At 48.0% G+C, this 25,533-nt stretch carries 18 protein-coding genes; 2 read left to right on the forward strand and 16 right to left on the reverse strand.

The features are described 5' to 3' along the window. Positions 1-25 precede the first annotated feature (25 nt). Positions 26-1,957, reverse strand: coding sequence for a phosphorylase family protein (locus AM1_RS37970; RefSeq protein WP_187152977.1), 1,932 nt, complete (start codon positions 1,955-1,957; stop codon positions 26-28). A 102-nt stretch (positions 1,958-2,059) separates the two neighbouring features. Here AM1_RS37970 and AM1_RS31465 point away from each other — a divergent pair, with 102 nt between their 5' ends. Further along, positions 2,060-2,614, forward strand: a complete 555-nt coding sequence (locus AM1_RS31465) for a hypothetical protein (protein ID WP_012167136.1) — start codon at positions 2,060-2,062, stop codon at positions 2,612-2,614. 55 nt (positions 2,615-2,669) lie between these two features. Here AM1_RS31465 and AM1_RS31470 read toward each other — a convergent pair whose 3' ends face one another. Beyond that, the gene (locus tag AM1_RS31470; protein WP_012167137.1) at positions 2,670-3,470 is read right to left on the reverse strand and encodes a formylglycine-generating enzyme family protein; all 801 of its coding nucleotides are present in this window, start codon (positions 3,468-3,470) and stop codon (positions 2,670-2,672) included. A 146-nt stretch (positions 3,471-3,616) separates the two neighbouring features. Between AM1_RS31470 and mobF the strand changes: the two genes are divergently transcribed. Next, positions 3,617-7,570 (forward strand): MobF family relaxase, encoded by a 3,954-nt coding sequence (mobF, locus tag AM1_RS31475; RefSeq protein ID WP_012167138.1) that lies wholly within the window; start codon positions 3,617-3,619, stop codon positions 7,568-7,570. Here mobF and AM1_RS31480 read toward each other — a convergent pair. The 14 genes from AM1_RS31480 to AM1_RS31545 form a co-directional block, all read right to left on the reverse strand. Then, a complete protein-coding gene (locus AM1_RS31480; protein ID WP_012167139.1) occupies positions 7,567-7,941 on the reverse strand; it encodes a hypothetical protein in 375 nt (124 codons plus the stop codon). The genes mobF and AM1_RS31480 overlap by 4 nt on opposite strands. 86 nt (positions 7,942-8,027) lie before the next feature. Continuing rightward, positions 8,028-9,563 carry a hypothetical protein gene (locus AM1_RS31485; RefSeq protein ID WP_012167140.1) on the reverse strand — a complete coding sequence of 512 codons (1,536 nt, stop codon included), beginning with the start codon at positions 9,561-9,563 and terminating at the stop codon, positions 8,028-8,030. A 51-nt stretch (positions 9,564-9,614) separates the two neighbouring features. Continuing rightward, positions 9,615-10,058: a hypothetical protein gene (locus AM1_RS31490; RefSeq protein WP_012167141.1), complete on the reverse strand. Its 444-nt coding sequence runs from the start codon at positions 10,056-10,058 to the stop codon at positions 9,615-9,617. Between the two features lie 32 nt (positions 10,059-10,090). Next, complete coding sequence (locus AM1_RS31495; RefSeq protein ID WP_012167142.1) at positions 10,091-11,944, reverse strand: type IV secretory system conjugative DNA transfer family protein; 1,854 nt, start codon at positions 11,942-11,944, stop codon at positions 10,091-10,093. 127 nt (positions 11,945-12,071) lie between these two features. After that, complete coding sequence (locus AM1_RS31500; RefSeq protein WP_148216025.1) at positions 12,072-12,389, reverse strand: hypothetical protein; 318 nt, start codon at positions 12,387-12,389, stop codon at positions 12,072-12,074. Positions 12,390-12,514: 125 nt separating this feature from the next. Beyond that, a complete protein-coding gene (locus AM1_RS43570) occupies positions 12,515-15,616 on the reverse strand; it encodes a peptidoglycan DD-metalloendopeptidase family protein (RefSeq protein ID WP_049783879.1) in 3,102 nt (1,033 codons plus the stop codon). Between the two features lie 60 nt (positions 15,617-15,676). Then, a complete protein-coding gene (locus AM1_RS31510) occupies positions 15,677-17,113 on the reverse strand; it encodes a hypothetical protein (RefSeq protein ID WP_012167145.1) in 1,437 nt (478 codons plus the stop codon). Then, a complete protein-coding gene (locus AM1_RS31515) occupies positions 17,110-17,838 on the reverse strand; it encodes a hypothetical protein (RefSeq protein ID WP_148216026.1) in 729 nt (242 codons plus the stop codon). Before AM1_RS31515 ends, AM1_RS31510 begins: the two co-directional genes overlap by 4 nt. A 5-nt stretch (positions 17,839-17,843) precedes the next feature. Further along, positions 17,844-18,536 carry a hypothetical protein gene (locus tag AM1_RS31520; RefSeq protein ID WP_012167147.1) on the reverse strand — a complete coding sequence of 231 codons (693 nt, stop codon included), beginning with the start codon at positions 18,534-18,536 and terminating at the stop codon, positions 17,844-17,846. 81 nt (positions 18,537-18,617) lie between these two features. Continuing rightward, positions 18,618-19,109 carry a hypothetical protein gene (locus AM1_RS31525; protein ID WP_041661234.1) on the reverse strand — a complete coding sequence of 164 codons (492 nt, stop codon included), beginning with the start codon at positions 19,107-19,109 and terminating at the stop codon, positions 18,618-18,620. Positions 19,110-19,113: 4 nt separating this feature from the next. Continuing rightward, positions 19,114-20,442, reverse strand: coding sequence for a hypothetical protein (locus AM1_RS31530; protein WP_012167149.1), 1,329 nt, complete (start codon positions 20,440-20,442; stop codon positions 19,114-19,116). Continuing rightward, positions 20,439-21,701, reverse strand: coding sequence for a hypothetical protein (locus AM1_RS31535; protein ID WP_012167150.1), 1,263 nt, complete (start codon positions 21,699-21,701; stop codon positions 20,439-20,441). The genes AM1_RS31530 and AM1_RS31535 overlap by 4 nt, the downstream gene beginning before the upstream one ends. Positions 21,702-21,705: 4 nt before the next feature. After that, positions 21,706-24,837, reverse strand: coding sequence for a hypothetical protein (locus tag AM1_RS31540; RefSeq protein WP_012167151.1), 3,132 nt, complete (start codon positions 24,835-24,837; stop codon positions 21,706-21,708). Between the two features lie 32 nt (positions 24,838-24,869). Next, complete coding sequence (locus AM1_RS31545; RefSeq protein WP_012167152.1) at positions 24,870-25,385, reverse strand: hypothetical protein; 516 nt, start codon at positions 25,383-25,385, stop codon at positions 24,870-24,872. Between the last annotated feature and the right edge of the window lie 148 nt (positions 25,386-25,533).

Here is a 25,533-nt window from a genome sequence, read left to right on the forward strand (position 1 = left end):
GTGGAATCACCAATCTTTTGGGCTTTTAAGTCGGTTGCGTCAACCGACCGGATTCATTGACAGCTAATGTAGGTAAGCACGGTATCCGGGTGCAATTATCAAATAAAAACCCCAGTTCTTGAATCTTTTTTCGGTGGGTCAAAATTGACTCTCCCAAGGCAGCAGATTCCGTAAAATTCTCGGGTTTCAACACTTTATCCACAGTCTTTTTGAATTCATCCCCATTTACAGGAGTTTCATAAGTCCACAACCAAAGTGGCACTTTCTCTTCAATCACTCCTGAAATTAAGCTTCTTAATTCATCTATATCTTCTGGCAATGTCTCCCAAAGTTTAAAGACCAGTTTCTCCGGTAATTCGTCTTCAAATATTTCATCCGTGAAACACTCTACGCAACAGGTATGTTGATCTAGAGGTTGTTGCATAGTTTTTAACTGCTGCATTCTAACCTTTAAATCTTTAATCCATAATTCAGACCAAAGTGGATCTAATAATCGATCTAATGAGCGAACAACAGTGTTGTATGGAAATCGCCAAAGTGGCTTACGACGTGTTTTTCCTAAACTCGTCCAAATTTTCCATTTGTGAACAGGCTGCCCAAAATGTTGCCAAGACAAGAAAATCTCAACCGCTCTCACTTCCCCCGCATTGGGAATTACTTCTGATAAGTGCTCCCATACTTGTTCAATCGAGCATTTAGGATAATCGGTTAATAAACTTGTTCTTGTTTGTTCTCCGCAAACATAGAGTTCCGCCAAAATTCGAACGGTATCTACCGTAGCACTTGCATCACCAGGTTCCGTATCTACAACAGGCTCTAATGTGACCAGAAGATATTTCTGACTCGGTTCTTGCTTTGGGTCAACTTCAAGCTCGGTGGGTGCGTTAGCGTCATACCATACCTGCCATTCAGGTTTTATTTCACATTCATTCTCATTGTTAGGAAAGTCTTGTAACTTTTTGATCAGATGACCGACCCAAGACACTGCCAACACCTGATCGTCCAACCGAATAAGGGCCTGCTTCAACGCGGCGAAGGTTTCAATCGAGCCTAGTAAATCGTCTTTACGATTGTCTAAAACCTCCCTCAGTGCAGCTTCAAGAAAATCTAGATCATAATCTCCCAAGCATATAAATAAATCGTCCCAAAACTTAGTCTCAACCTTATAAGAAGTTTTCCCTACTCCAGGAATTCTGGGTTTAGGGTCATAATTTGCCAACAGGTGAAAAGCTAAAGCACTGGCATGATGAGAAGCCTTTTGCTGACGCTTATCTTCAGATTTTTGCCCCTTGCCATCATTCTTATGATCAATCAAGTCTGAGATGCCCCGAATCACAATAGCGGATAGTGGTTTGTCACGGGCATTGACAGCCTCAAGGAATCCATATCCTTCCATCTCCACGGCCAAAGCATCACTATAATTTTTTCGCAGCAATTTATAAACGTTCGACTCTTTTGAAGCCACTACCTTTTCGCCAACAGCGATTGGCCCCACCCTAAGGCGAGGGGTTGTATTATAAGGCTGTTTAACTCTTGCCAACCAATTTGGTGCTTCACTTCGGGCTTCTGCCTTGGCTTCCTCTACCAGGCTGAAGCCACTCAAGCCAATGTGAGGTCGTGGTTTGAATTCTTCCTCAGCCTTACCGGATTCATAGCCATAGATTTTTGTAGACGCAACGACATCACCTATATCTACATCTTTTAGACCTCCCGCTACACCGACAAAGAAAACAACATCAGGATCAAAATATGTAATGGCCCGTTCTGTTTGTAGGGCAGATCTTGAGTCACCAGCTCCAGTCTGCACGATGCCTACTGTCCATATGCGACCATTCGCTTTAAATGTCCCCTTCTCATATCGATTTCCTTCAGGATGAATAATGCGCGTGGGATCGGCGACAAACTTTCTTACTTCTTTAAATTCAACGGGTAATGCTGTCAGAATGACGGCTTTCAAGGAATCCTGAACCATTCAAATTTGTGATTTTTTTAGGGTTTCTAGTCTAATGCTCAGTAGAAAATACAAGTATAGTGATTAGGTAATACCATATTTAGAATAATGGATCGAACTGAGAAAACATTACAAATATTTTTGGAAGAATATCGTGTCCTCAAAGCTGAACAAAATAGTCGAATCGGATTTCGAGACAATCTACTCTATGTCACATTAGGTCTTTTTGGTGGAATCCTTTCTTTTGCCCTAACAAACGATAACGGGACAAACGCATTACTTGTTGTTCCTTGGGTCTGTATAGTTATGGGCTGGACCTATGTAGTCAATGATGAAAAGATTTCAGCGATAGGTCGCTATATTAGACACAATCTTGAAAAAAGGATTTCTAATCTCATTGAAGGGTCTGCAGATTCCGAATCTTTGTTTGGTTGGGAAAAAGCTCATCGCAGCGATTCTAAACGAACAAGTCGCAAATACTTACAGCTATTAGTAGACGAAGTTGCTTTTGTTTTTTCAGGCTTAGCAGCAATAGTTCTATTCTGCTTATCCAGTACTAATTGCCCAACCCCAATCATCATTTTAATAGCCTTTGAATCTTTCTTCCTCATTAGTTTAGGAATCACAATTGCTATCTATGCTGATTTAGCAAAAGGACGCTGAACTAGCCAGATTTCCAGTCATTATAAAAATTGCAAGAGGGAAAAAGGGTAAAGGGCTACTGAAGAGGCCTGGGCGCTGAACAAACTACTCGAAAACCGATATGGCTGAGGCGGCTCTCGGGGGAGTTGTAGGAGCGGCAAGCAGAGCGGCAATCCCACGGATAGCTGTACCAGGAGCCGCCGCGAATAACGCTAGAGTCATCAATTCTATCCCCCTCCCAAAAGGGGCTACCATCTGATGGCACGTCAAGGTAATCAGAGCCGTAGTAGTCTTGGCACCATTCCCAGACATTGCCATGCATATCATATAACCCCCAACGATTAGGGGAATAACTTTCAACAGCACTTGTTTGGCCTATCATTTCATCTTCTAAGTAATTTGCCAGTTTGGGAGTGATTTTTTGCCCAAAATGATATGCAGTCTGAGTTTCAGCTCTACAGGCATATTCCCACTGGGTTTCACTAGGTAAGTGAAAATTTTTTCCAGTCTTTGATGACAGGCGCTTGCAAAATTCTACTGCTTCATACCAACTTACCGACTCTACAGGGAAGTCATCACTTTCGAATGCTGAAGGTGATAGATCTACAGTTCCATCTTGTTCTTCATACCCGGCTACTACCCGCCACTGTTCCTGAGTAACAGGTGTAGTTCCCATCAAAAATTGAGGTAATTGGATACATTTTTGGCGTTGTTTATCTTGGGTGTCACCTGATTCATTTTCATCATTACTAATCCACAATTCCCCTGCAGGAATAAGCATTAATGTCAGTGGCACATCATCACCGAGATCTATGGTGTAGCTCTCATTCGTACACTCATATTCAAAGAGGGTGAGGGAATCAACAGTATTAGCCACTGACCTAGAGAGAAGATGTTAGTGATTTTTAAGCAGATACATAATTTGATATTTGATCATTGTTGCACCATCTACTATATTTTTGGCCTTTCATAAGAATTTGCCTATCTATATAAATATAGGCCAACAATTTTTTGAGCTAGTCTATGCTAAACATTACCACCATCAACTCAAATATCAAGGATGGGGCCAAGTACTACACCAAAGAAGAGAGTTACTACAGCCAAAACAAAGAAATTCAGAGCATGACTCAAACAGAATGGTTTGGCAGCATGGCACCGGATGAGCATTACTCTGCCGAGCTTTTCACGGAGATGTTTTACGGCAACCTTCCCAACGGCGGGCGTATGCGAAATGAGGTCAAGGGAAAGGGCCAAGAACGCTTAGCTTACGACCTTACATTCTCTGTTCCTGGTAAATCTCTCAGCATGTCTATCCACGGACCTAACGGAGATAAGCGACTCTGGAATGCCCACGTTGAGACTATCAAGGAAGTGCTGGCCATCGTAGAAGAACGCTACGCCGCCGCTAGAATTCAGGCCAACAATGATCGCCAAGTTGTGAAGACAAGCAGCATCGCCGCTGCCCTCGTCCACCACCATGAAACCAGAGCTGGGGATCCGCATGTACATACCCATGTCGTTCTTTTCAACGGCACCCTATGCCCGGACGGTGAATATAGGGCTATGTATATCGAGCCTCTCATTAGAAGCGGTATTTTAGGCGATCTGTACGACCAGAAGATGGCCCTCAAAGTCCAAGAGCTGGGCTATGAAATCCGAGAGACAAAAACAGGCTTTGACCTTGCCGGGGCTACAGATGAGCAGATTAAAAAATTCAGTAAGCGCTCAACGGAAATCGAGGATTATTTAAAAGAGAAAGGTTGGAGCAACACCCCAAAAAATCGACAGAAGGCAACCTTTGAGACTCGAATCGGCAAGGATATTACGGAGTCATTAGAGCAGAAGCAGGAAAGATGGGGAGAAGAGATGGCCTCAGTCGGTTTCCATGGCCTAACTCCTTCCGATCAACCTATCAAGCCTGAAAGCCAAGAGACACCCAGAGAGCTTTTAGACGCTGCTATCGAACATCTAACAGAACATCAATCCTCGTTCAATGCCGAGGACATACAGCGGTTTGTGTTCTCTCACCTCCGAAGTTTTGATGAGAAGCCCTTGAACACCGAGATATCCAAGCACCCGGACTTGCTAACTGCCTGGGATGGCCGACTGACTACACAGACCGCTGTCGATAGAGACCAACGAATTCTAGATATCGTCCTGTTTAAGGATAGTAAGGTTGAACCGCTGAACCCAACCGCTGACTTTAGCGACACGATGTTAAACAGTGGTCAGGCCGAAGCCATGAAACGCTTACTCAGCTTTTCAGATCAGTACCAAATCCTAAAGGGACTAGCAGGCACGGGGAAGACAACTGCTCTCGGCCTTGCAAGAGAGCAGTTACCCCCGGATGTCGATATCAAAGTTTTTGCACCTACCCACAACGCCAAACATCAAATCAGTGAGGCCTTTGGACTTAAGGGGGCAACCATAGCCAGCTTTGTTGTCAGCCCACCCCCAGAAGGGGCTAACCAGCTTTGGATATTTGATGAAGCGGGCATGTTTGGCAGCGCAGACATGGAGAAGATACTTCAGAAAGCCGAACAGGTGGGGGCTAGGTGTTGGTTTGTCGGCGACACGGGTCAGAATGCCTCTATCTCTGCTGGTGCGCCTGTACGAATGCTGATGAATAGAGGGGTCACAGTTCACCGCCTTGACCAGATCATTAGACAGCAAAACAAAGAACAGCTTAGGGCCGTTGAGCTTATCGCCGATGGTCACGGGGTTGAGGCTCTCAGAGCCTTAGAAAAAAATGGAAATATCAGAGAAGTCGAGGACTCGGAAACCAAGCTCACAAGTGCCGTTGCCTATTACATGGAGAAGCCTAAACATCGCCGAGACAAAACTCTCGTTGTGGTGGGGACCAATGCTGAGCGGTTTGGTTTTACCAAACTCCTAAGAGCCGAGCTTATCAAGGAAGGCCAGCTTACCAAGAATACAGAATTCACCCAGCTCCAGCGAAGAAACCTATCTAAGGCCCAAAAGAAACGGGCCGAGAACTATAACAAGGGCGATTTACTGGTACTGCACAAGAAGCACCGACTCTATACCCAATTGCAGACCCATGTCCCTTATAAAGTCCTCGCCGTGGAGGGCAAAAAACTCAAGGTCCAATCACTGGGCGGTCGGAATTTCACCATCAATCCTGCAGAACATGAGTTAACCCAGGCTTATACGACAAGGCGCAATCAAATTGCTGTTGGTGATAAGCTCCGGTTCACTTCAACCAACATGAAAAAGGATATTCACAATAATGCTTTTTTGACCTGCACCGATATCAAAGATCAGATTGCAACGGTCAAAGACAAACACGGTCGAGTGCATCACTTAGACCTCACCAAGCCCCTACAGATAGATCATGACTGGGCCACTACCACTTATAGATCACAAGGTAGTACCAACTCAGAAACCCTCTATATTGCTAGCCTTAACCCTACCTCAGCTAGAGAATCCTTTTATGTTGGCATCTCCCGAAACAAGACTAAATACCTGACCGTATTTACGGAGGACCTGAGTAAGCTCCAAGAGTGGGTTGCACAGTCCAATGCTCAAGAGAACGCACTAGAGATACTATTTGACCCCCATGCGGGCTGGAGTCCAACCTATGACAAGGAAGAACGGCCCTTTGGCTTGGATGAGGACACATGGACCGAGATGAAAGGTAGCGGTATTCACCCCAACCTATTGACCTCGAACCATCTCCGAAGTGAAGCCCCCGATCCTTATGGATCTATCCGTGATAACCCACTAGTTGCAGCCCTCTTGGAGGCTGAGTTTACCAAGTCCAAATACGGCAAAGGCCAGGAAGTTACTGGCAAAATGAAACAATATCTACACGGTGCTTCGACAGTGGAAGGCCATACCGTCTATGACCATGAAAAAGAATATGGTCGGATTGCTCAAGGTGGGGGTTGGATTGGTTATGGTGGCGTTGATTTGCTTTCAGTCATTGAGGGCAATCCTCAACCATCCCAGTATTGCCAGGTCAAACCTAAAACCCCCCGCATCTTTGACGGCAAAGAGAATAAGTATGAAACGCCGAAAGGGGTAGATCAACAAGTCTTCTTACCTCATATTCCCCATGAGATTGAGGAACGGATTTATCAGCGTAACGGTATCAGTCCCACCGCAGAGGAGCGGACTAAAGGTATCTGGTCTGTCGCGGACAAATACAATCTGCCCCTTGTCATCACAGAAGGCCTGAAAAAGACATGGGCATCCCTCAGCCAAGGTCACCTAACCGTAGGCTTGCCCGGTGTGACTGCCTTGTACCGGGCTAAGAATGAACATGACGAGCGACTACCCCAGCGAGAGCTTACGGAATACGGCAAGGCCTTGGCTAAACCTGGCAGGCAAATCACGTTGGCCTTTGATCAAGACACGAAAGTATCGAGCATCCTAAATGTGCGCCGAGATTTGGTGAGAACAATCGAGCTAATGCAGACTAGGGGAGTTGTCTGCAAGATTGCCCAATGGAAGCCAGAGCTAGGTAAAGGCCTGGACGATCTAATTGTGAAAGCTGGCCCGAAAGCCTATAACCTTGCGATCGCAAATGCTGTTAGGCCTGATGCTGAAATTAAGCGTCACTATAGAACCCAGTACAACGCCATCACCAAGCGGGCTATAAAACGCTTCGGCGACATACCTAAAGAACGGCTGGACATGGAAGTTTACAGCTATTGCCTATCACCGGATAACGGCGCAACCATCAATGATGCCCATCGGTTCTTGTCCGCTTCGGATCACATGCGATCGGCTGAACCTGGGGACTATAAGCGCTATATGCTGGCTATCCACAAAACCCATGGGATCTATCAGGATATTTTGGCCTCTGGTAAGCCACCTAATGAATTGGTGACAAAGCTGGTCGAGCATTCGGTTTATGAACAGCTAGCCGAAGAACTCAAAGAGAAAGACCTACTCTATCCAGAGCAGACCCTTTCAGATAATCAATCTCAGGGTTATTCAGTTGGGTTCTAGGCCGGTTCTTGTTCCTTAGCTTTGGCCTTAGCCCGCACAAGGTTCCTCACCTTCAAGCCAACAAGACCCATGCCAACAATCACAAACGCAATCCCCACAACGGGAATCAAAGGAAAGGAAGGACCGGCGACAGCGACAGGCGCACTAACTGGGCTGGCTGGCTCTTCCACGGGTATATAAGCGGGGGAAGATTTATCTCTGGTCTCCCCTGGCACCGGTCCCTTGTTGATGGCTTCTAGGTCCACTTTTCGGTCAAATCTGAAAGCGACATCAAAGGAGGTAATTTCAACGCCGCATTCTCGGAAATCTGCAAAGGGAATCCTTAGTCGAGTGGAGTTTTTCGCGAAATCTTCCTTTGTCCATTCGCACATTGGTTTTGGCCTCGCTGGATGTTGGCTAGCGAAAAGGGGCGACACACCTTATCACCCCTTTTTTACCATTAGTCTACGTTTTCTTGCTAGAAACTTTGAGAGACTGTCTGATCTTGTTGCTGGCTGTGTTCTTGCCGTTGAGCTTGATCCTGCTGAATATCAGGCCTAGCCATCAGCAGCTCATCAGACGCCGATTGAATAAGGTCATGTGCTGTATCACGGGCCATATCTGGGCCATGTTTGCTCTCGATCGCTTTAATGTGTGGGTTGTTCTCCAGCAACATCGAGGTAATTTCAGCCTGTGAATGCCCGTTATTTATGGCATTCTTAGCGATATCAACCACCTCATCAATGCCCGTAGATTGTACGCCCTCAGAGGCCTTCTGATAAAACCCTTGTGTTGTAGTCTCTGGGATGGTTTCAGCCGGTGCCGTCATCTTAATTTGCAACAAGTCTTGAACTTTTTGCATTGGATCGAAAACTTGGCCGTCTATAATCGACAGCAACAGCCTATTGCCCTGTCTAATCTCAAGAGTGCCTTTGAAGTTAGCAGGATCCTCTAGTGCTGCCTTGAACGCCGCCATCTGTTCATTAGAGACGCTGGTATGGTTTAGGTCTGGCTGACCATCTGACAGTCTGAATACCTCCTGATTATTAAAGAAGAACCGCATTCCATCAGCATTCATACCCTTGCCGGCTATCTCTGAGGCCAGGGCCTGAAAATAGTCTTGGGCGATTTTGTCTGGTTCTTGCTTGGATTTTGTTAAGAACTCTGGGATGCCATCGTCTAGATATTCTGGGGTTTCCTGTAGATCTGCATCAGGTGCCTGTTTCTGGGGTTCATCCCTTAAGGTTTGCTCTGGTTTTTTCTCCTGTTTGGCCTGGGTCGTCTCCGGTTCGATCTGGGTTTCACTATTACTTAGTACCGTTGCCGGTGCATCTACCTTGTGACCGTTTTGGGTTTGAGGTTCCTGGGAGACGTTCTGCTGATTAGCTTGCTTAGGATCTTGATTATTACTCAACTTATTAAGCTCCTTTTGGACAAATTTTTCTGCATGAATCCCATACTCTCTAATGTTTTGATAGGAGCTGTGGATCCAATCTTGGACGTTTGAGAATATGGCCTGGGTTTGGTCAATCGTTCGACCGATGGCCGTAGAGATTGGTAGTTGGGTCACATATTTAGCCACCATTGGCCCAGCGTCCATCATTGCCTTACCTACAGCCGTAGGGGCGAGATAACCCGCTAATGGCCGGGTCAGCATGTCCGACTTGCCTAACAAGTCAGCACTTCGGAGTGTCGCCCAATCATCAAAAGCCCGTTGCCGTGCCCAGTAAGCAAAACCGGGCTGTATGTTTTGACGCATTTCTGCAAAGTGCTTTGTGAGCTGAGCCTCCCTAAGACCATGCAGATTGTTTTGGATAAAATCAGTCCCCTGGCCGATGGCACCGGCTACCGCTGGACCGGCTAAAGGTAAGTGAGTGGCAGCACCAGCAACCAAGGCAGGCATGGCTAAAGTCTGAATCAACGGCTTACCCACCTTTAACAGGGGGTACTCGTCAAAAATCTCTTGCTCTGTTCGCCTGAGTTCCTGGTATTTATCGTTTATAGGATTTGCCATTGCAGATCCTCATAGGTGTACACGTATTTGATAGGGGCCAAACCTCAAACATCAAAAACTCTGGCCTTGGGATTGAGCTGGGGCCTGCTGTTGTTTTTGCATTAAATCCAACGCCTGCTTAAACTCTGGGGTATTCTTCTGCTGTTCGACTAATAGATCCTGTTTAGCGTCGGCAATAACATCTTGTTTTAGGCCTTCCACGTTTTCCGGGTACTGTTGGGCCGTCATCTGCACAGCTTGATGTTGATCCATAAAGACGCTTAGGGTCTTGTCGTCAGTACCAACGGCTAAAGCATCTCTGACGTTGTTAAATAAATCATCCGGTGACGTGTACGAAATTTTCACCTGTTGCTGTCGTTGTTGGTACAGGAAATAGATCCCTTCCACCAGCAATCTAAGTGAATCTTCTACCGCCTTTTCGCTTACCTGGCCTGCCTTATGACCGTCCTGGCTTAGGCTGTGGTCGTCCACGTATCTTTGTGATAAGTTGTCCATATTTTTCTGCCTTCCTTTGCTACTTTCTTGCTTTATAGAGGCAGTACAGTAACGGGCTTATCGTCACCCTGTGCTTGGGCCTGTGCCTCTTTCTCGGCCTTCTCCTTGGCTTTCTTAGCGGCTAACTCCCTAGCTCTTACTACGTCGGGGTGTGGTAGCAGGGAATTGGCTACTCGCTCTCTTAAGGCGATCTCATCTTCAATGGTGACGGTGGTTACTTTCCCGGTTTCGGGATCTGTAAAAGAGGTTTGATTGCTTGCGTGTTCTTCCTGCAAAGCTGGTAACAGTTTTTCTTCCCAAGCCTTTACGCATTGTTTCTCCATTTTGGCCGTCTTGGAATTTGGATCGTAAGGAATCGGCTTATCTAGAAAGCTAATTGGGTGAGGGTATGAAGCGCTTGATATCACGCAACGTCCCGCTAATTTCTGCTCGTCCAGCTTTTCAGCGGGAACTAATGGAACCTCTTTAAGCTGATCACTTGATCCGGTAGTCCTATTATTCGAGCTGTGAGACGAGTTGGCCGTATTGATAACGATGGTCTTCTTACCTAAGCTCTCAGAAACGATTTTGTGATAATCGTGTTCACCCGTATTGAAATAGGCTTTGTTCTTCAGGTTCGCCTCAATTCCCTTCCATTGAGCTTTGCCGTAGGCCTCTTCCATAGCGCTGTTTTGCTGGTAGGCAAGCCAGAACGTACCGCCTTTCTTCCGAGCCAATTTAGCGAGTGCGCTTAAGTCAGGCAGAATGAAAAAGTTAGCCTCATCGCTAATCAGGGTAAGGTTTCTGTCTCTGTTTCTTTGAGGGTCAAGATTGTAGTTGAGCCATAAGTGCAAGGCTGTAGCAACTAGCGGGGAAGTAGCTTTAAGCTGAGTCCGATCGAGCCGACAATAGACGATCGACGGTCCCGAATGCTCAAGGGGAATTGTCGAGGGCAGGAAGGCCTTAGCTACTTCAGGATCAATGAACTTTGAGAACATATTAAACGCGCTCGACTGGATCGAGGCTGAGGGGCTGTCTCCTTTGCCCTTACCTTGGCTTGCAACCGCTCTTAAGCCAGCGCTGGACTGTTTAGCGTAGAACGAAAGCTCTTTGCCAAGCCGCCCTGTTTTAGCTGCGATGTCCAACCTTTCGGCTAAGTCCGGTAGCGTAATGATGGCCCAAACCATGAGCATGTCAGGGTATCTGGATCCTTTAGCCAACATCAGGGCCGTTTCCATCAGTGCATCACTCTGTGGCCCAAAATAGGCATGGCGTTTTTGCGTGTCCTCTTGGGTATTGACGTTGAGGCCTCTGCTAATCTCTTGGGCCTTCGCTTTGTCGTTTGGATGCCTCATCACTTCCAGGAAGTTAAACGATCCGCCAAACTGTACAAGCTTGCCAAGGGGTGATAGGGACTGAACGCCAGGGGCATAGGCGTAGATTCGACCTTTGTAACCGTTAGCGTGAGCGTATGCCGCTGTTGCTTTAATCAGCTCTCCTTCAACGTCAGTGACAAAAATTGAATGCTTTTGCTTGATTGCCGATCTGAGTGTTGGGATTATAAAATTCTTTGATTTACCCGTACCCGATAGACCAGGGAAAACGCCGCCTGGATTACTGAAAGCAAATGTGATGCCGGTTTCTGGGTTCAGCTCAAATGCTGTTTCTGTTAATTCTCCTTTGGCAATTTGCCGCCGTGCCTCTCGGTTCCCTGCTCTGATCTCATCCTTGGTTGAGAAACGAGCATTAGGCATTCCGTCAGGGATCTCAGTCTTAGGCTTGCCGTTCAGGATAAACACACAAACGACAAGGATCACGACTGCGATTATCGGACCAACGAAAGTCCCTAAGCCTTGCTGTTGTCCTGGCTGTGGTGGCCTTGGTGGTGGCTGGGTAGAAGATTGCACAAAATTACCCCATATAGATTGTCTCTACTAGGGGTATAGGGGCTTGTTGTGGTGGGCCAAAATTAGGGAGCTGAATTGCCTTGAGCTGTTGGCCTAGGGTTGCCTCGTCGCGACACTACTAGGCTTATCAATTGCCCTTTCGTCTTCTGTACTCTTCGGTAATCTCGCGCTCAAGGGCCTGATTTTGTTTGGCCCGTTCATTATTTCGAGCTGTTGCCGCTGGCACTAAAGCTTTGAAGACAGGGCCAGGTAAGACTTCCTCAGCATCTCGCCCGCCCCCCGTAGGGTTGTAGTAAGCAGCTTCACAGACAGATGAATTTTCCTTTATGACTACGGTTGTTTCCCGGCCTGCCTCATCTATCAGGTAAATAAGATGGTACGTTGCGCCGTTGTATTCGGTCTTTGCAACATGATCGCCGCCCGTGAATGCCCACGGGCTGAACACTATCCTTTCTTTAATTAGCTTCTGAGTGCAGCTATTAACGTCAGCTCTGGCCGACAAAGGGATGGACACAAACAGCAAGACAAGGGGTAAAAGCAGTTTGTATTTCATGGAGTCAAATATCCTTATCAATTAAAGTTAACTAAAAATTCAGGATTGATTGTGCTTCCTTTACGGGGTGTAACACCATTGACTGTCCTAATGATTTCAAAGTGCAAATGAGGGCCAGTGCTTCGGCCAGTGTTGCCACTGAGGGCGATTGGTGTGTTTTTAGTGACCTTTTGATTTACTCTAACTTGAGCCTCGCTCAGGTGAGCGTAGAGGGTGGAATAGCCGTTTTTGTGGTTGATAATGACATAATTTCCGTATCCACCCGCTTGGTATCCGATTTCCTCAACGATACCACCGTCAGAAGCATTTACAGGGGTGCCAACAGGTGTACCGAGATCGATGCCGCCATGCCAACCTAAGCTCCTGTGACCAAAGCGACTAGTGACCGGATAGCCAGGGTTAGGATTACCAAAGTCACCCGTAGCAATGCCGTTACCCTCTGGTTGAATAATCCCAGTAGGCACGCCCTGAGAACTGGCTAACGCGCCAATTTGACTGCAATAAGCCGCTCTATTCGCCACCGTTTGAACCGCCGCCGCTTCAATAGCTGCGATATCTGCGGCGGTGGTCTCAATCCCTAAGACCCCTAGGGTTGTTGCTGCAACACTGGCGTCCCTCGACTCCTGCAGATACCAGTTAGCCCCGACATTCCCGCGATATGGATCACCGGGTTTGCTGTTGTGTAGTAACTTTTGGCCTCTAAAATCCGTTGCACCGCCTAAAAATATCTGAGATGCTTTAATCTGATTTGGGTCATTGAGGGCAGCTTCAAGGGTCTCATACTCAGAAATCGCACTTTGGATGCTGCCAGTCTTGAGGGCAATCCGGGCGATCGCTTCTTCTTTGGTGTTTACAGGGCTAAACCCGAAATTAGGTTGATACTGTTTAGGCTGATAAACAACGTCTGTAATCGTATTGGGATGCTTCGGTGATACAACCCTATTCATGATCGCCACCGCGACATCAACTTGGTTTTGAGTCCCGGTACTTTCTAGAGCCGAAGTCAAAATTAGATTGTGGATATCCTTACTGCTGCCCCATGCGGACTGTCCCACCGTCTGAGCCTGTTTCCCTTGGGTTGATGCCTGGTTTGATGTCTGGCTAGGGACTTGAGCGCTAGCAACAGGGCCAAGGTCTGGTCGTCCGGGTATCCCGGATAAAGTAGGGGCTAAAGTCTCACCAGGTTTAGAGGCGCTTGAGAACCCATCATTGCTTAGCGTTTGACTAGCCGCAGGGGATGGGTGCGTTATACCCGTGTAATTGAATGTGATTGAATTTCCTTCCTCTTGGACCTGGAAGCCGTAAGTACCTGCCTCTTGCTTAACCCAGGATATGGTGGCTAATTCATTGTTTTGGTCAATCAACAACCTCCCTTGGGGGTCTCGGTCAATTTCAATACCTATCGCTGAGGATGCTTGTTTGAATTGATCGAAGGCCTCTTTCTCTCCTTTTGGCGGGCTACTACCGGCATTTGCAGTTTGAGGGCTGTCGCTGGTCAAAAAGGTTGGAACCTGACAGAAATCTACTGTTCTGCTCGTTGTATCAACACCGGGGAAGTAATCTTGAATTCGCCGCCGTGCCAGGACAGGGAACAAGCTACCGTTCTTTACTTTCCAGGGCGTCTTGAAACTAATAATGTGCGCGGTGCAGTGCTTGGTGAAGAACACAACGATACACTTCTGGAAATCAACCCAGACCCTAGATGTAGAGGGACCGTTGGCGTTTTCTTCTAGCTCTCCAAGACTAAATTTAACAGGTGCGCTTTTCACCGGCTTAATACCGGCTGATTCCCACTTACCAAAAATGCAGAGGATTCCTTTGCATCCTGGCACTTTTTGAGTTCGGCCCATCCATTCCTTACCAAGGATCGGCTCACCTCCAAGCAGGCCCCCAGGCACAGCGGGCCGCATTTCCCATCTAGGAAAACCTTTCTTAGGATCCTTGCTTTTGCTATCGGTGCTTTTGATACCAGGGATAACTTTAAACTTATTGTCTGGAGTGCCGCCGCTCAAAGGCCTTCCAAGAAACTCTTCTGGGCCTTGCTGACCACTATGCAAAATATCGAACTTAGCGAACACGTCACCCGCAATAAAGGCCGTAATTACATCACCCAGTAATGCCCCCACCGGGCTATCACCTAATCCAGGGACTGCAGAGAGAAACTTATCTTCAACTCCTGGTATATTCTCAATCGCTAAATCGGCAATCTGAGGCAACGACTGATCTAAGGGCTGATTAGCAATGCTAGCAATAGAGCCTACAGGGACTTTCTGAAGGTCTGGAAATCGCTGTAAGGCTTCATCCAGCGTCAGATCGTAAATCTCATTTACAGCGTAGTCCTGAGCCTGTTGACGGACTGCTGCAAAATCCCCCTCAATCACAGAAATGGTCAAGCTTCCAATGGGTAACCGCTGAATATGTTCGGGGAGATCGTCTTTGAGTTCCTTTAACAACAGCGCTTCGCCCTCTGTGATCGTGCCTCGCCAATCTCCATCCAAGATTTTCTCAAGGGGAACGTCTTTAAGGGACTTCTCTTTTCTTAGGCGATTGAGCAACGCTTTTTTAGCCGTAGACAAAGCGTTTTTTTGCAACTGCTTTTGTGCGCCTTGAGGGTCAAAAACTACACCTACCAAGGCTTGCACGACGGGAAGGCTGTCTTTAATCTTAATGTTGCCGTTGTTATAAATGGTCTTGAGCTGCTGAAGGTTCAACCCATTGACCAGCTGAACGTCTTTAAGCGGGACGCCACCGATATCAGCCCCAACATTCTGATTAAAATCTCGCAACGTGTACTTTGTGAACCCTGCAAATTGAGGGTTTACCTTTGGATCTAAATCTCTGAATTTAACGACATCCGTGATGGGTGCCCCTGTTTTCCATGCTCTGGACTCCCCCGGATTAGGTGAAATGATATTACCCGGTGCCGTTGCCCCTGGAATGCTATTAAATGTAGGGCTATACGCCTCAGCCGGGGGGTCATAAATTAGCCCTGGTATATTCCGAAGCTCATGAGCTGGGTAGTATCCTACAGTCTGCTGAGTCTGGGCTAAGACTGGGAAGGACTGAGATAGGGCTATCAATACAGAAGCCATCACCCCCGTTGCTCGTTTGGTTTTCACAAAAAAAGATCCCTGTATCGCTACAAGGATTAGATAGGGGCTTTTTTCAGAGGATCAAAATCAGGATTTTGCAACAATATCGACATTGCCCGAAAACTTCCAGTATTGGCCGGTCGGCCCTCGCTGCTGCCCTCTAGGCACCAAGTTAGAAATGTGACTGCCGCCCCGGACATTGCCTAACTGATCTGACGCTACTTCGCCGCCAACGGCCAACGCAGCTCCCAGGATTCGATTGCCAAAGCTAGTACCGCCTTGGGTCTTGTACTGGGCCAAAAGATAGGTGGTGTTCTTCTGCTCGATCATGTATTGACCTGGCCCAACTGGCTGATTGTTGAGCTTTGTCAGCTCTGCGGTGAACTGAGTTCCATTGAGAGATGTAATCTTGGCCTCTGCTGACTGCCCCTTGTGCGGCCCACTAGTGATCGTCAGTGGAATAATGACCCTCTGAGCCTCATCCTGTGATCTCCATTCCACATGTCTGACAACCTTAGCGGACATTTTAGAAACTGTAGGCGTATTGGATGAGGTAGGCGAATTAGAGCCGCTAAATTCCTGATCGTATTGATCCATCGTTTGGATCTCACCGGCCAAGAAGTTGACCTGATGACTTGGCTTAGCTTTGACTACTGAGGGCCTAGCGTAAGCAGTTTTAATGGGTCGCTTATAAGGCGTCAACTTAACGGGTTTAATGGGCTTGGGAGTGGTGGGCGTTGGTGTTGTCTGACCGAGTGTGATCGGCTTGGTTGGGGCTTGAGTCTTGATACTAATCCGATGTTTTGCACAAGCAGGGACATTGATACCGCCTTGCAAAAACTCGACACAGTTTTCTAACGTTGGCTTAGGCTCAGCTTTGAGCGCTGTCCTAGGCTTAGCCGGTGCAACAGCCGGTCTATATGCTCTCACTGGAGCTGGGGCTGTATAGCGAGGTCTGTTAAGGCGAACTGTGTTTCGAGGTGTCACCGTCCTTCTAGCGGGCACTCTCGCCGGTCCTCTGGGGGGTGTCTGGGGTGCTGTCGTTGTCGTCCCTGGTCTAGCCGCTGGATTTGTTGCTATTCCTGGCTGTTGAGCCGTTGGCTTACCCGTGGCATTGGGGTTTTGCTGACCTTCTAAAGGTATCGACTCAAATTGCGCCCCTTGGGTCAACGATGAATTATCCCCCAACTGCTGGGACTTCTCGCTCTCTAACTGGCTTATCTTTGCCTTTAAACCTGCAATTTGTTCAGTTTCACCAGCCACCACAATCTTAGGCTTACGATTGCCGGTAAATACCCGATGAACCCCAATAGCCGAAACGCCGACAAAAACTAGGATCACAGCTCCATAAAAGTAGGTACTCTTAAACCATTCATGGGTCTTTCGGCCTTCTGGAGCAATACCCGTCTCAATTGTCGAGATAGGCCTATCATCCTCTATCGGCTGGGCCAAGGTTTCGATAACGCTATCTTGCTCCTGGGTAGTGAAAATCTCTCTCCCTTCTTGTGCTTCAACTTGGCTCATCGAACTTCCTCTCTGTATTCAATAATTTTCAAACCGTCTGTTTGGAATTTGTTCAAGGCTTGGGTTAGGGTTGATTGCTCTAGACCCCACTCATGGCCTGTTCTAGGCTGTTGCTCTTGGATACGAAAAGTAAAACTGAGCTTTTCTTTGAATGCTGCCCCTTTGGCGTTTTTATCAGTAGCTACCGCCACCCGGACCCCCCTCACATCGACTTGCCATTGGGACTTTGAAAGCTTTTTGACCTGGGGATTACCGCTTAGCTCAACCGTTGACAGGTATTTACCCTTGAGGAACTTATCGAAGCTAAATCCTTGACGCTCATAGCTTCTGGCCCTCGTTAACAGCCAGTTTTGGCGTAAATCTGACTCCATATCGAAGTAGAGCGAGGCTAAATAGAAGTTTCGAGGATAGATCTCTTGGCCTTCCTGTACCATTTGCCCTGGTTGCCAGTCGTACCCCGACTTAATGAGATTTGCAGCAAATGAGGCAATGCGGGCTTGGGCTTCATTCGGATCAATCTGCTGAGCTTCGGCACCGTTACGCGCCCCTTGAGATTGACTAAAGGCTTGATAATCGCCGACATCCGGGTTAGAGACTCGTTGAAGAATTAGGAACTGTAAAAGCACCACCACGAAAAGAAACGCCCGCTTAGGTGTCACAAATTTCCTGGTAAACCCGAGGAAGGTTCTAGAACAGCCCTGAAAAAAAGTAGTTAAATGTTTCACCGTGATCACCCATGCATATCAACAAAATCAACTACTGCTAGACCATCAGACCAAAAGCGTTCCATGTAGGGGTTTAACGCCTGATCGGCTAAGGTCCAATAGCTTTGAGTGTTGGGGTTTATCGCCTTAACAGCAAACTTAAAATGCAGCTTTTCTTGCCCCAAAATCTTTTCCTTGCCATCCGTTGCAAACCGGATCGCCCGGACTTCGACAAACCAAAGACCATTCCCCTGATCCTCGACAACCGGATCACTTGTTAGCAGTGCGTATGAGTTCTGCAGTGTCTGGGTGCCGCCCTGCACTTTCCCGTACTTCGTAGCGAAGTCAATGCCCCATTTAAGCAATGTGGGCTGGTCAAAGAGATGGCCCACAGCGGCATAAGTGGCGGGAAACAGGATTTTTCTATCCTCTACATACTGTTTAGACGTATCCCAGCGGTATCCCAGCGTTACAAGGTCGGACACAAACCGGGCCACAACAGCATCCGATCGATAATAACCGGGCATTGCTTGAGCTTCGATTGTTTCACCATTTTTGAGCTGAACAAATCGGTAAGTTGCGCCCCCGACTGGCGTATTGCCCACCGTTGCCAGGGCGTTGACCTGCATTAGTAGAATCAGCACCATTGCTACGGCCCAAGCTCTGAGGTGCTTTCTCATCCCCCAGAGCTTCACCGACCATTTCTCTTTTCTTGCCATTTCTTTTTCCTTGACATTCTCTATAAAAAAGACCCCTACACCGTTGTTATAGGGGCCTTATTCAGATGTCCAAAATCCATATCATTCCAGCTCGTACAGCCCTCGCCCGTGGTGCCGATACCGCCAAAAGTTGCGCCGAGGCCAAACGGCACCAAGGGGTATCAGCAGAGTGGCAAGAAAGCCCACCGGCATCAAAAAGATAAAAACAATCTGGCTCCAAGCGAAGCATGAGGCCAAGCACTGATACAGTCCAAAAGCAAAAAGCGATTTGTTCAAGCCCTCGCCGAAGCTCACACGAAACCGGGGAAGTTTACAGTCACAGCATTTCAGGCCTAACCAGTACGCTATGAAGCTCCAAAAGAAGTTAAGACGGGGTGCAAAATCCACGCCTTGCGTAAAGTGCTGAAAATAGTTAAGGCCTGCTGGGGCACAAATCGCCGCATAAATTAGCGCTGTAGCTGCCAAGAGCGATAAGGGATTGGCTCGGTATTCGTCTCGGATTGAGGCCATGACCACCACTAGGCCAACAGCCATGATAATCATTTGAGCCTTTAGGACATCTGGAATGAACATCTCTTTACCTCGCCAACTGTCTTTTTGAATTTGCCTTATAGGCAATACTAAACGCTACTCCTGAGATTACCGACAGGGCAGCACCCGCAGCACCGATCGCAGTGCCTCTGTAGGTTCGGGCCATCTGAAAGCCGCTCACTCCTCCTGATGCTGCCGCAATCAATGGAGCCGTAATTCCCAGAGTAAACAGGAATAATTTTGGCCCAAACTCATGGAATTGCGGTTGAGAGGACAGCACCGCCACCATGCCGATAATAATCAGGTAAACCTGCTCTGTGATTATCAAAGACAGCATCGTTACAAACCAATCAAGCAAAACCTGACGCTTACCAGGGATAACGGACCAAGCAACCGTTATGGGAAAGAACATACCACCTAGTAAGAACAATATCTCGATTGAGCTGGTGTACAAGGTATTACCGAATTCTACGAGACCCATGTAGAGAAAGTCGCCGATACCTGATAGGGCCGAGGCTACTAGATCCCCGATAGCCGAAAAGTCATCTTGAATTAGCAAGGGATCGGGAATACCGCCGATCTGATCAAAACCTGGATTGCTACCAGGGCCTAGATCCGCAATCAGCCTACGTCTAATCTTCTTAGTGCCGTCACCGACCTGACGAGCCAATCCGTCTGCCTTTGCTTCGACAATTTCACAACTCTGTAGCTTAGCCCCACACTGTTGTTTTAGCTGCGCTTGATTACGCTTAATTGTCTCTTCAAGAGTAGTCAGACAATCCAGGAAATCATAGGTCTGGCCCTCCTCCAACTTAACGCCTTCTGCCCCCGTGGGTCTTACTGCCTGGGGAACGCGAACGGTAGGGAAAGGGAGGCCCTGACAGATTGCTAGTTGATCGCTGACCTCCTGCCCAAATTGCACATTGAAAAACTCGTTGGCGATCGCCTCAGTAAAAACTTGGTTCGCGTGAACAACAGACTTTGTATTGTTGCGCATATTGTTTCTAAAGGCCCAGGTCGTATTGGCAATGTCATAAGCCCTTACAAACTGGGACGCTAACAGGAAAACAGCCAGAATCACCCAAAAGAACTGCGGCGCAGCATCTAAGACCACCGCAACCGGGCCATCTTTCGCAGTCTTAAAACCCAATCGGTTAATCAGGACCACTGAAACCCCGATAATCCCAATCACAAAAAGCAGATTCACCGGAGCTTCCACTGTTTTTGAGACCAGATTGCTGCTGCCGAGAGTGTCACCACCGACAACATAGCGGCGGGCCGTTTCCCAAAACTTGATGTGATCGTCAGATAACTCTAGGCTCTTAGTGCCGTTCAGGTCAGCCAGATACAGAGCATTTAGGAAACTGTTGATCATTGCTGGCCCCCTGGAGTGGTGTTGGCCGCATTGGCTGTGTTAGTAGTGTTGACCGTTTCATTTACGGGAACAATCAAGCCGCCAATGCTTCGCCCTCTCCGCTTCCTAGCCCTTAGATCCTTTCTAACTTCGTAGTTGTGCGCCCTATGAACTCCACTGTTGATGTTTGCCAGTTGCCGACCATTGAGGGCCGTCATTAGTTGCATGGTGGTGGTTTTGTTAAGCTGTGCCCTTTGCATTCCCACAATTGAGGCCATGCCCCCAAGCTGCCTTAAAGAGCTATCGTTAAGCTCTGCCAAAGCTGCGACCTGCATAGAGCCGAGGTTGGCTTGGATGCCCGCTAATGTGTTTAAATCCTTGACGGCCTGCTGGGTAGACTTCCGTTTCTGTGCCCCTGTTGCGACTTCTGCGGAGGTTGCCGCTTGTTTTTGGCTAGCCGCTTGCAGTTCACGAACTTGGATAGCACTCAAGGCAGCATCACTGATCACAGCCTCCAAGGCCTCCGCTGAGGCGTCCGAGAACTCATCTTCCTGTTTAAGCTGTTCTTGCCCTTCTGGGCCTAAAACGATGTCAGGGCCAGTCTGGGCTGCCATAGAAGAGATTGCATCGTTATTGACGGTTTTTACGTACCACTGTTGGGGTGTAACAGGATTCCCGAGAGCTGCTTTCTTGAACTTTTGGGATCTAGTCGTTGCATTAGATAGCGTGGCTATTCGCTGGCTAGCTGTCGAAGTCGCCACCGAAGCCACCGCCGCATTGGGATCTATAACTCCATACAGCTCAAGGATCGATCGGACTCCCCCCACAAGACTGCCAGAGTTCCGATTGTTAAAGGCATCTAGAACACTTCGACCCAACTTGTAAGTCTTTAACCCTTTCTGAGCTTTACCGAGAATATCAAAAACCTTAACTGTAGTGGGATGCAACGCTCTATTGCCGCTGGGGCCTTGCAGTAGATCCTTCAGAAAGCTGGGCTTTGAGTCCTTGGACTGCTGATAGATGTCGTCTACTTGATAGAGGCCAGACGGGCTATAACTCCCAGTATCTGGGGGGCCAGAGTTTGAAGTATAGATATCAGTGCCCAAGTTGGTCGCTTGATTCAGCGGAGGATAGTTACTCTGCAAGGGTAAATTATTGGTCGAAAACGAGACGTTTCCACTAGGGTTAGTGACGGACTCAAAAACCGACTGAGCCAAGATTACCTCTGGAGCTGCAACGGTCAAAAATAGGGCTGTGAGAAAGGCTTCTTTGTGTTTCATGGTGCTATCGGCAAACTACGGTTTCTGGGCCTCTACCTTGTGAATAGGCGGCGTAGAGGGAATTACCAAAATTTTGATAACTCTTGATCAGTTCTTCGGGGGTATCGCCTTTGATGAATTGGCGCTTGGCTAAAAGCTCCTTGGGCTGGGTTGCACCGAGGGACAACAGCATCCGGGTTGTGTAATACAAAAGCTCCATGTGCAGATCCCCCCGCTTTAGATACCACTGAGAGGACATATCGGTAAGGTCTGGATCCTGGGTATATCGCTCCAGAATTTCCTGTTTCAGCCCAAAGGAGTGAACAAAATGCTCAATGCTATTTGTCTCCGAACGGCCCACCAGAACATTGTCAAAATTACTTAGAATGTCGTCACAGTACGGAGATTTCAGCAAAGATCCGACATCAGTAGCCAGTAAGATACCATTGCCGCCTTTCTTTCGCCCTTCTGGGAAGATACGCGAGAACTTAGAAGCAAAGGCCTGCATTGGTAAAAGCGTGGTTCCTTCGTCCAATCCAAAAACGCTATGGTCATAGGTGGACGTGATCCGCTTCATAAAGGCTAGAGCAGCCAAGGAATAGACTAGGCCTTCTTTTGAGCCGTTTTTGACATCCGTTAAGCCTAGAACAAGGTATCGAACACTGGGATCGAAGGAGGTTTGAGCATTGAGCCGTTTGCCCCAAGGCTGGCTTAACATTCCCGTCAACCGAGATCGGATCATTGCAACAGCTTGCTTCTCCTGTTCACTGGGTTCAAACGCCCCCAGACCTTCAACACCAGTTGTTTTAGCTAGATCCACATTTCCCGCTAGGTAGTCCCGAGACCAGGGGATATACTCTCGTAAGAAATCGCCTACAAGTGGGTCTTTTTCCTCTCCTGATGTCTTCCGTGCAAAGTCCCGATAGGCCAGGGACAGAACGGTTAACACGTCGTCAGCTAAAGGGTGGTGAGGGTCATCGCCGATCACTGCCGCTTGCAACGTTTCCACATGGGTTTCTACCAGGGCGTCTATCTCCCAGGAATTACGGCCCAAGCCATACCGGCCCAGCATATTGAAGTTTTGCTTTTTGATATCTTGATACGCACAATCCACTCCGCAAGCCTGCCAAAGATCGATAGCTGGGGTGTAAGTACTAGCCGCTACCTCTCCGGTAGACTGGTCAGCAATCGGGGGCGAGTCCATAAACACAAATGGGGTATTCGTCGCAATGCACTGAGATAGAATCTCAAGGCCCTGCATCGACTTACCGCCACCACTTTTTGCAGAAATAAAAGTGTGATTTTTTTTGCCGCAAAAATCGATAAAAACTTGGGCTGAAATATGTTTGCCGATATACCCCACACCTCTTTCATCTAAGGGTTGAGGCTGAGTTAGGGGCACAAGGGGTACTACTTGAGTCGCTTCATATTCGATTCGCCGATCTGGGTCAAAGCACATTGCATCCCAGGTATAGGGCTGACTGTCGATCCAGTACTGCTCGATAGAGTTTTGTACCAAAGTGCAATGGTCAACGCCTACCCGACCCATCACTGTCGTGGTCTTGAGCTTTAGTTGATCTCGCGTATCGGCATAGATCCAAATCAGGGTGCTGCTGGACATGGTTCGACCACCGGCCCGCAGAGTTTGAGCTGCGTCCATTAGTTCGTCTACATCACCCAGAGAATCTGTATCAACCGTTTGACGGCCTATTGCAGCATTTGATCGCTTGGTCCGGTTGGTCAGGCCCTTGGCTATCTCCTGCTTCTTTCTCAGGGGATTAACAGCCTCAATCTCTGTGATGATTTCAACATCAGACAGGCCTTCAAGCCACCTAAAAGTATTTTGGACATGGCCGATGGCGTGAGAGCCGTTAATGTCGGCGTATCCCTCCATCTGATCGACACGGACGCAAGCACTAAAAAGGCCTGCTGGGTTGCCTTCCTGGTTCTTTTTGCCCTTGAGAGGATACCAGATGTCGCTACGGGCAAAGATAGGAATAGGGGGCACGTCGCCACCGTCGCCGAATAACTCGCCCAAGATATGACGATCGTCCCCTAACTCGTTGCGCTCAAAGAATCCTTGATCGGTTACTCGGATGTACTGAGGGCAGGTATCCACCGGCTTATCATGGATCTTGGAATAGTCCCTTTGATAAAGCTCATGGACCGTTAAGGGGCGAGTTCTGATCTTGATGCCCTTATTCAGGGATTGCATGGGCAGTGTGCAGCCCGCTTCAAAGGCAAAATCAATTGCCTGCATTGCCATTTTTTGCTTGGGCTTATCGCCAAAATAACGAGCAACCTGGGGAGTCAGCTTTTGAGACCATCGATCTTTCCAGTCCTGGGGCACAAAATTCTCTTGCCCTAGGGGAGATTGAACCCGAGCATAGACATAAAGAGTAGGGGCTACGATCCTCCCCCGCTTCTCGCCATCGACAGCCCACCGCCCCCGAGCCTTGATAATCTCAACGGTCAAGGCATCCTGATCGGCCTGCTCTAACAGCCGTTTTTGTTGCAAAATTTGAGCCGATGCATCGGAGGGAACAGACCAGACAAACCGCAATTTGAGCTTGGGATAATTCCGAAAGGTCCGGTGAATATCCTTCATCACTTGCATACACTCTTGATGATCCATGCAAGGACTGAAACCAGCGACCTTAAAGCCAAAGACTAGATAAACGTTGGGTGATGATCCCCGATTTTGATAGTAAAAACCAGCACTGGAATGGTTCTTCTCGTAAGAGCCATAAAATCGCAGATGACTGAACCTCTGCTCGATACTATAAAACCGTCGATCGCCTCGCTCAATGTATGACTCATCCTTGAAAACAGGACGGGGAAGGCCGTCTGAGCCTTCCCCTTTTGTAGGGCCTTCACTGTAGAAGTCCCGAGTCTTGGTCATCCGTTCTTTCTCTAGGGCGAAGTCCTTACCGCCCCAGGTGATCAAGCTGACCAGCAGAATTATAAATAAGAGGCCCGCCACCTCTATTCCAAACAAAAAATTAACGATGATTGCAAGTACTAGGCAAACTAAGGCCGCAATCACCTGAGACATGGTGTAAGGCTGGAGCTGCAAGGACCCAATAGAAAGGTTTACCATCCCATTTCTAAGGGCCTCGTTATCAGCCGCCTTCTGTTCGTAGGTTGTAACACCCATTTTTCGACCCTCCCTGCGTAACTCCTCCTTCCTTAGATGACACCGGGGGCACGTCCAGCATTGCCGCTAGTACCACCAGTAAAGAACGCAACGAAGATCACAAGGTAGATACAAACTAGTCCGATTAACCAGCCCATGAAGGGAGCAAAGGCTTTTTTGAGGGGGGTCTCGTTCATGTGGTGATCACCAAGGCCCCATAGGATCATCCCCACCATGAGAATGATCCCGCCAATCACCACGATATTGATCACCTGACATACAGACTCAGCAGCACCACCCAGACCGGCGAAAGCTGTAGCAATAAAGCTATACAGGTCTGACATAAACCAAAAGTCTTGCCCGCACTGGGCACCCGTACCCCCCGCATTTTGGCCCGCTCCATTGGTTAATGGCCCGCCTGGGTTTTGAGCCAGAACGTTATGAGGTAGTAAGATCGCACCCCAAAAAAAGCTGAAAATCGTTAAGGCCTGGAAGCGCTGTAGGTTCGTTAGCCGGTAGGTTGCAATAGTGTTTAGACCGTTAAGTAGTTTGATGGCTAGAGTATTCATTATTCTTTCCTGTAGGTAATGGGGCTAATTAGTCTTGAAATCGTTTTGGAATGAGCCGAGAAAGGACCACCAAAGCACCGATTGACAGCGCAAAAGTGGTAATTGAAAAGAGGGTCATACTTATGGAACCGTCTAGACCCGAAAGTAT

It is taken from the genome of Acaryochloris marina MBIC11017, from assembly GCF_000018105.1.
GTDB classification, from domain to species: domain Bacteria; phylum Cyanobacteriota; class Cyanobacteriia; order Thermosynechococcales; family Thermosynechococcaceae; genus Acaryochloris; species Acaryochloris marina.

Excerpts from the sequence above, each read along its gene's own strand:
- AM1_RS31465 (WP_012167136.1), top strand. The coding sequence starts at position 2,060 with ATGGATCGAACTGAGAAAACATTACAAATATTTTTGGAAGAATATCGT.
- mobF (WP_012167138.1), top strand. The coding sequence starts at position 3,617 with ATGCTAAACATTACCACCATCAACTCAAATATCAAGGATGGGGCCAAG.
- AM1_RS31480 (WP_012167139.1), bottom strand. The coding sequence starts at position 7,941 with ATGTGCGAATGGACAAAGGAAGATTTCGCGAAAAACTCCACTCGACTA.
- AM1_RS31485 (WP_012167140.1), bottom strand. The coding sequence starts at position 9,563 with ATGGCAAATCCTATAAACGATAAATACCAGGAACTCAGGCGAACAGAG.
- AM1_RS31490 (WP_012167141.1), bottom strand. The coding sequence starts at position 10,058 with ATGGACAACTTATCACAAAGATACGTGGACGACCACAGCCTAAGCCAG.
- AM1_RS31510 (WP_012167145.1), bottom strand. The coding sequence starts at position 17,113 with ATGAGCCAAGTTGAAGCACAAGAAGGGAGAGAGATTTTCACTACCCAG.
- AM1_RS31520 (WP_012167147.1), bottom strand. The coding sequence starts at position 18,536 with ATGGCAAGAAAAGAGAAATGGTCGGTGAAGCTCTGGGGGATGAGAAAG.
- AM1_RS31525 (WP_041661234.1), bottom strand. The coding sequence starts at position 19,109 with ATGTTCATTCCAGATGTCCTAAAGGCTCAAATGATTATCATGGCTGTT.
- AM1_RS31530 (WP_012167149.1), bottom strand. The coding sequence starts at position 20,442 with ATGATCAACAGTTTCCTAAATGCTCTGTATCTGGCTGACCTGAACGGC.
- AM1_RS31535 (WP_012167150.1), bottom strand. The coding sequence starts at position 21,701 with ATGAAACACAAAGAAGCCTTTCTCACAGCCCTATTTTTGACCGTTGCA.
- AM1_RS31540 (WP_012167151.1), bottom strand. The coding sequence starts at position 24,837 with ATGGGTGTTACAACCTACGAACAGAAGGCGGCTGATAACGAGGCCCTT.
- AM1_RS31545 (WP_012167152.1), bottom strand. The coding sequence starts at position 25,385 with ATGAATACTCTAGCCATCAAACTACTTAACGGTCTAAACACTATTGCA.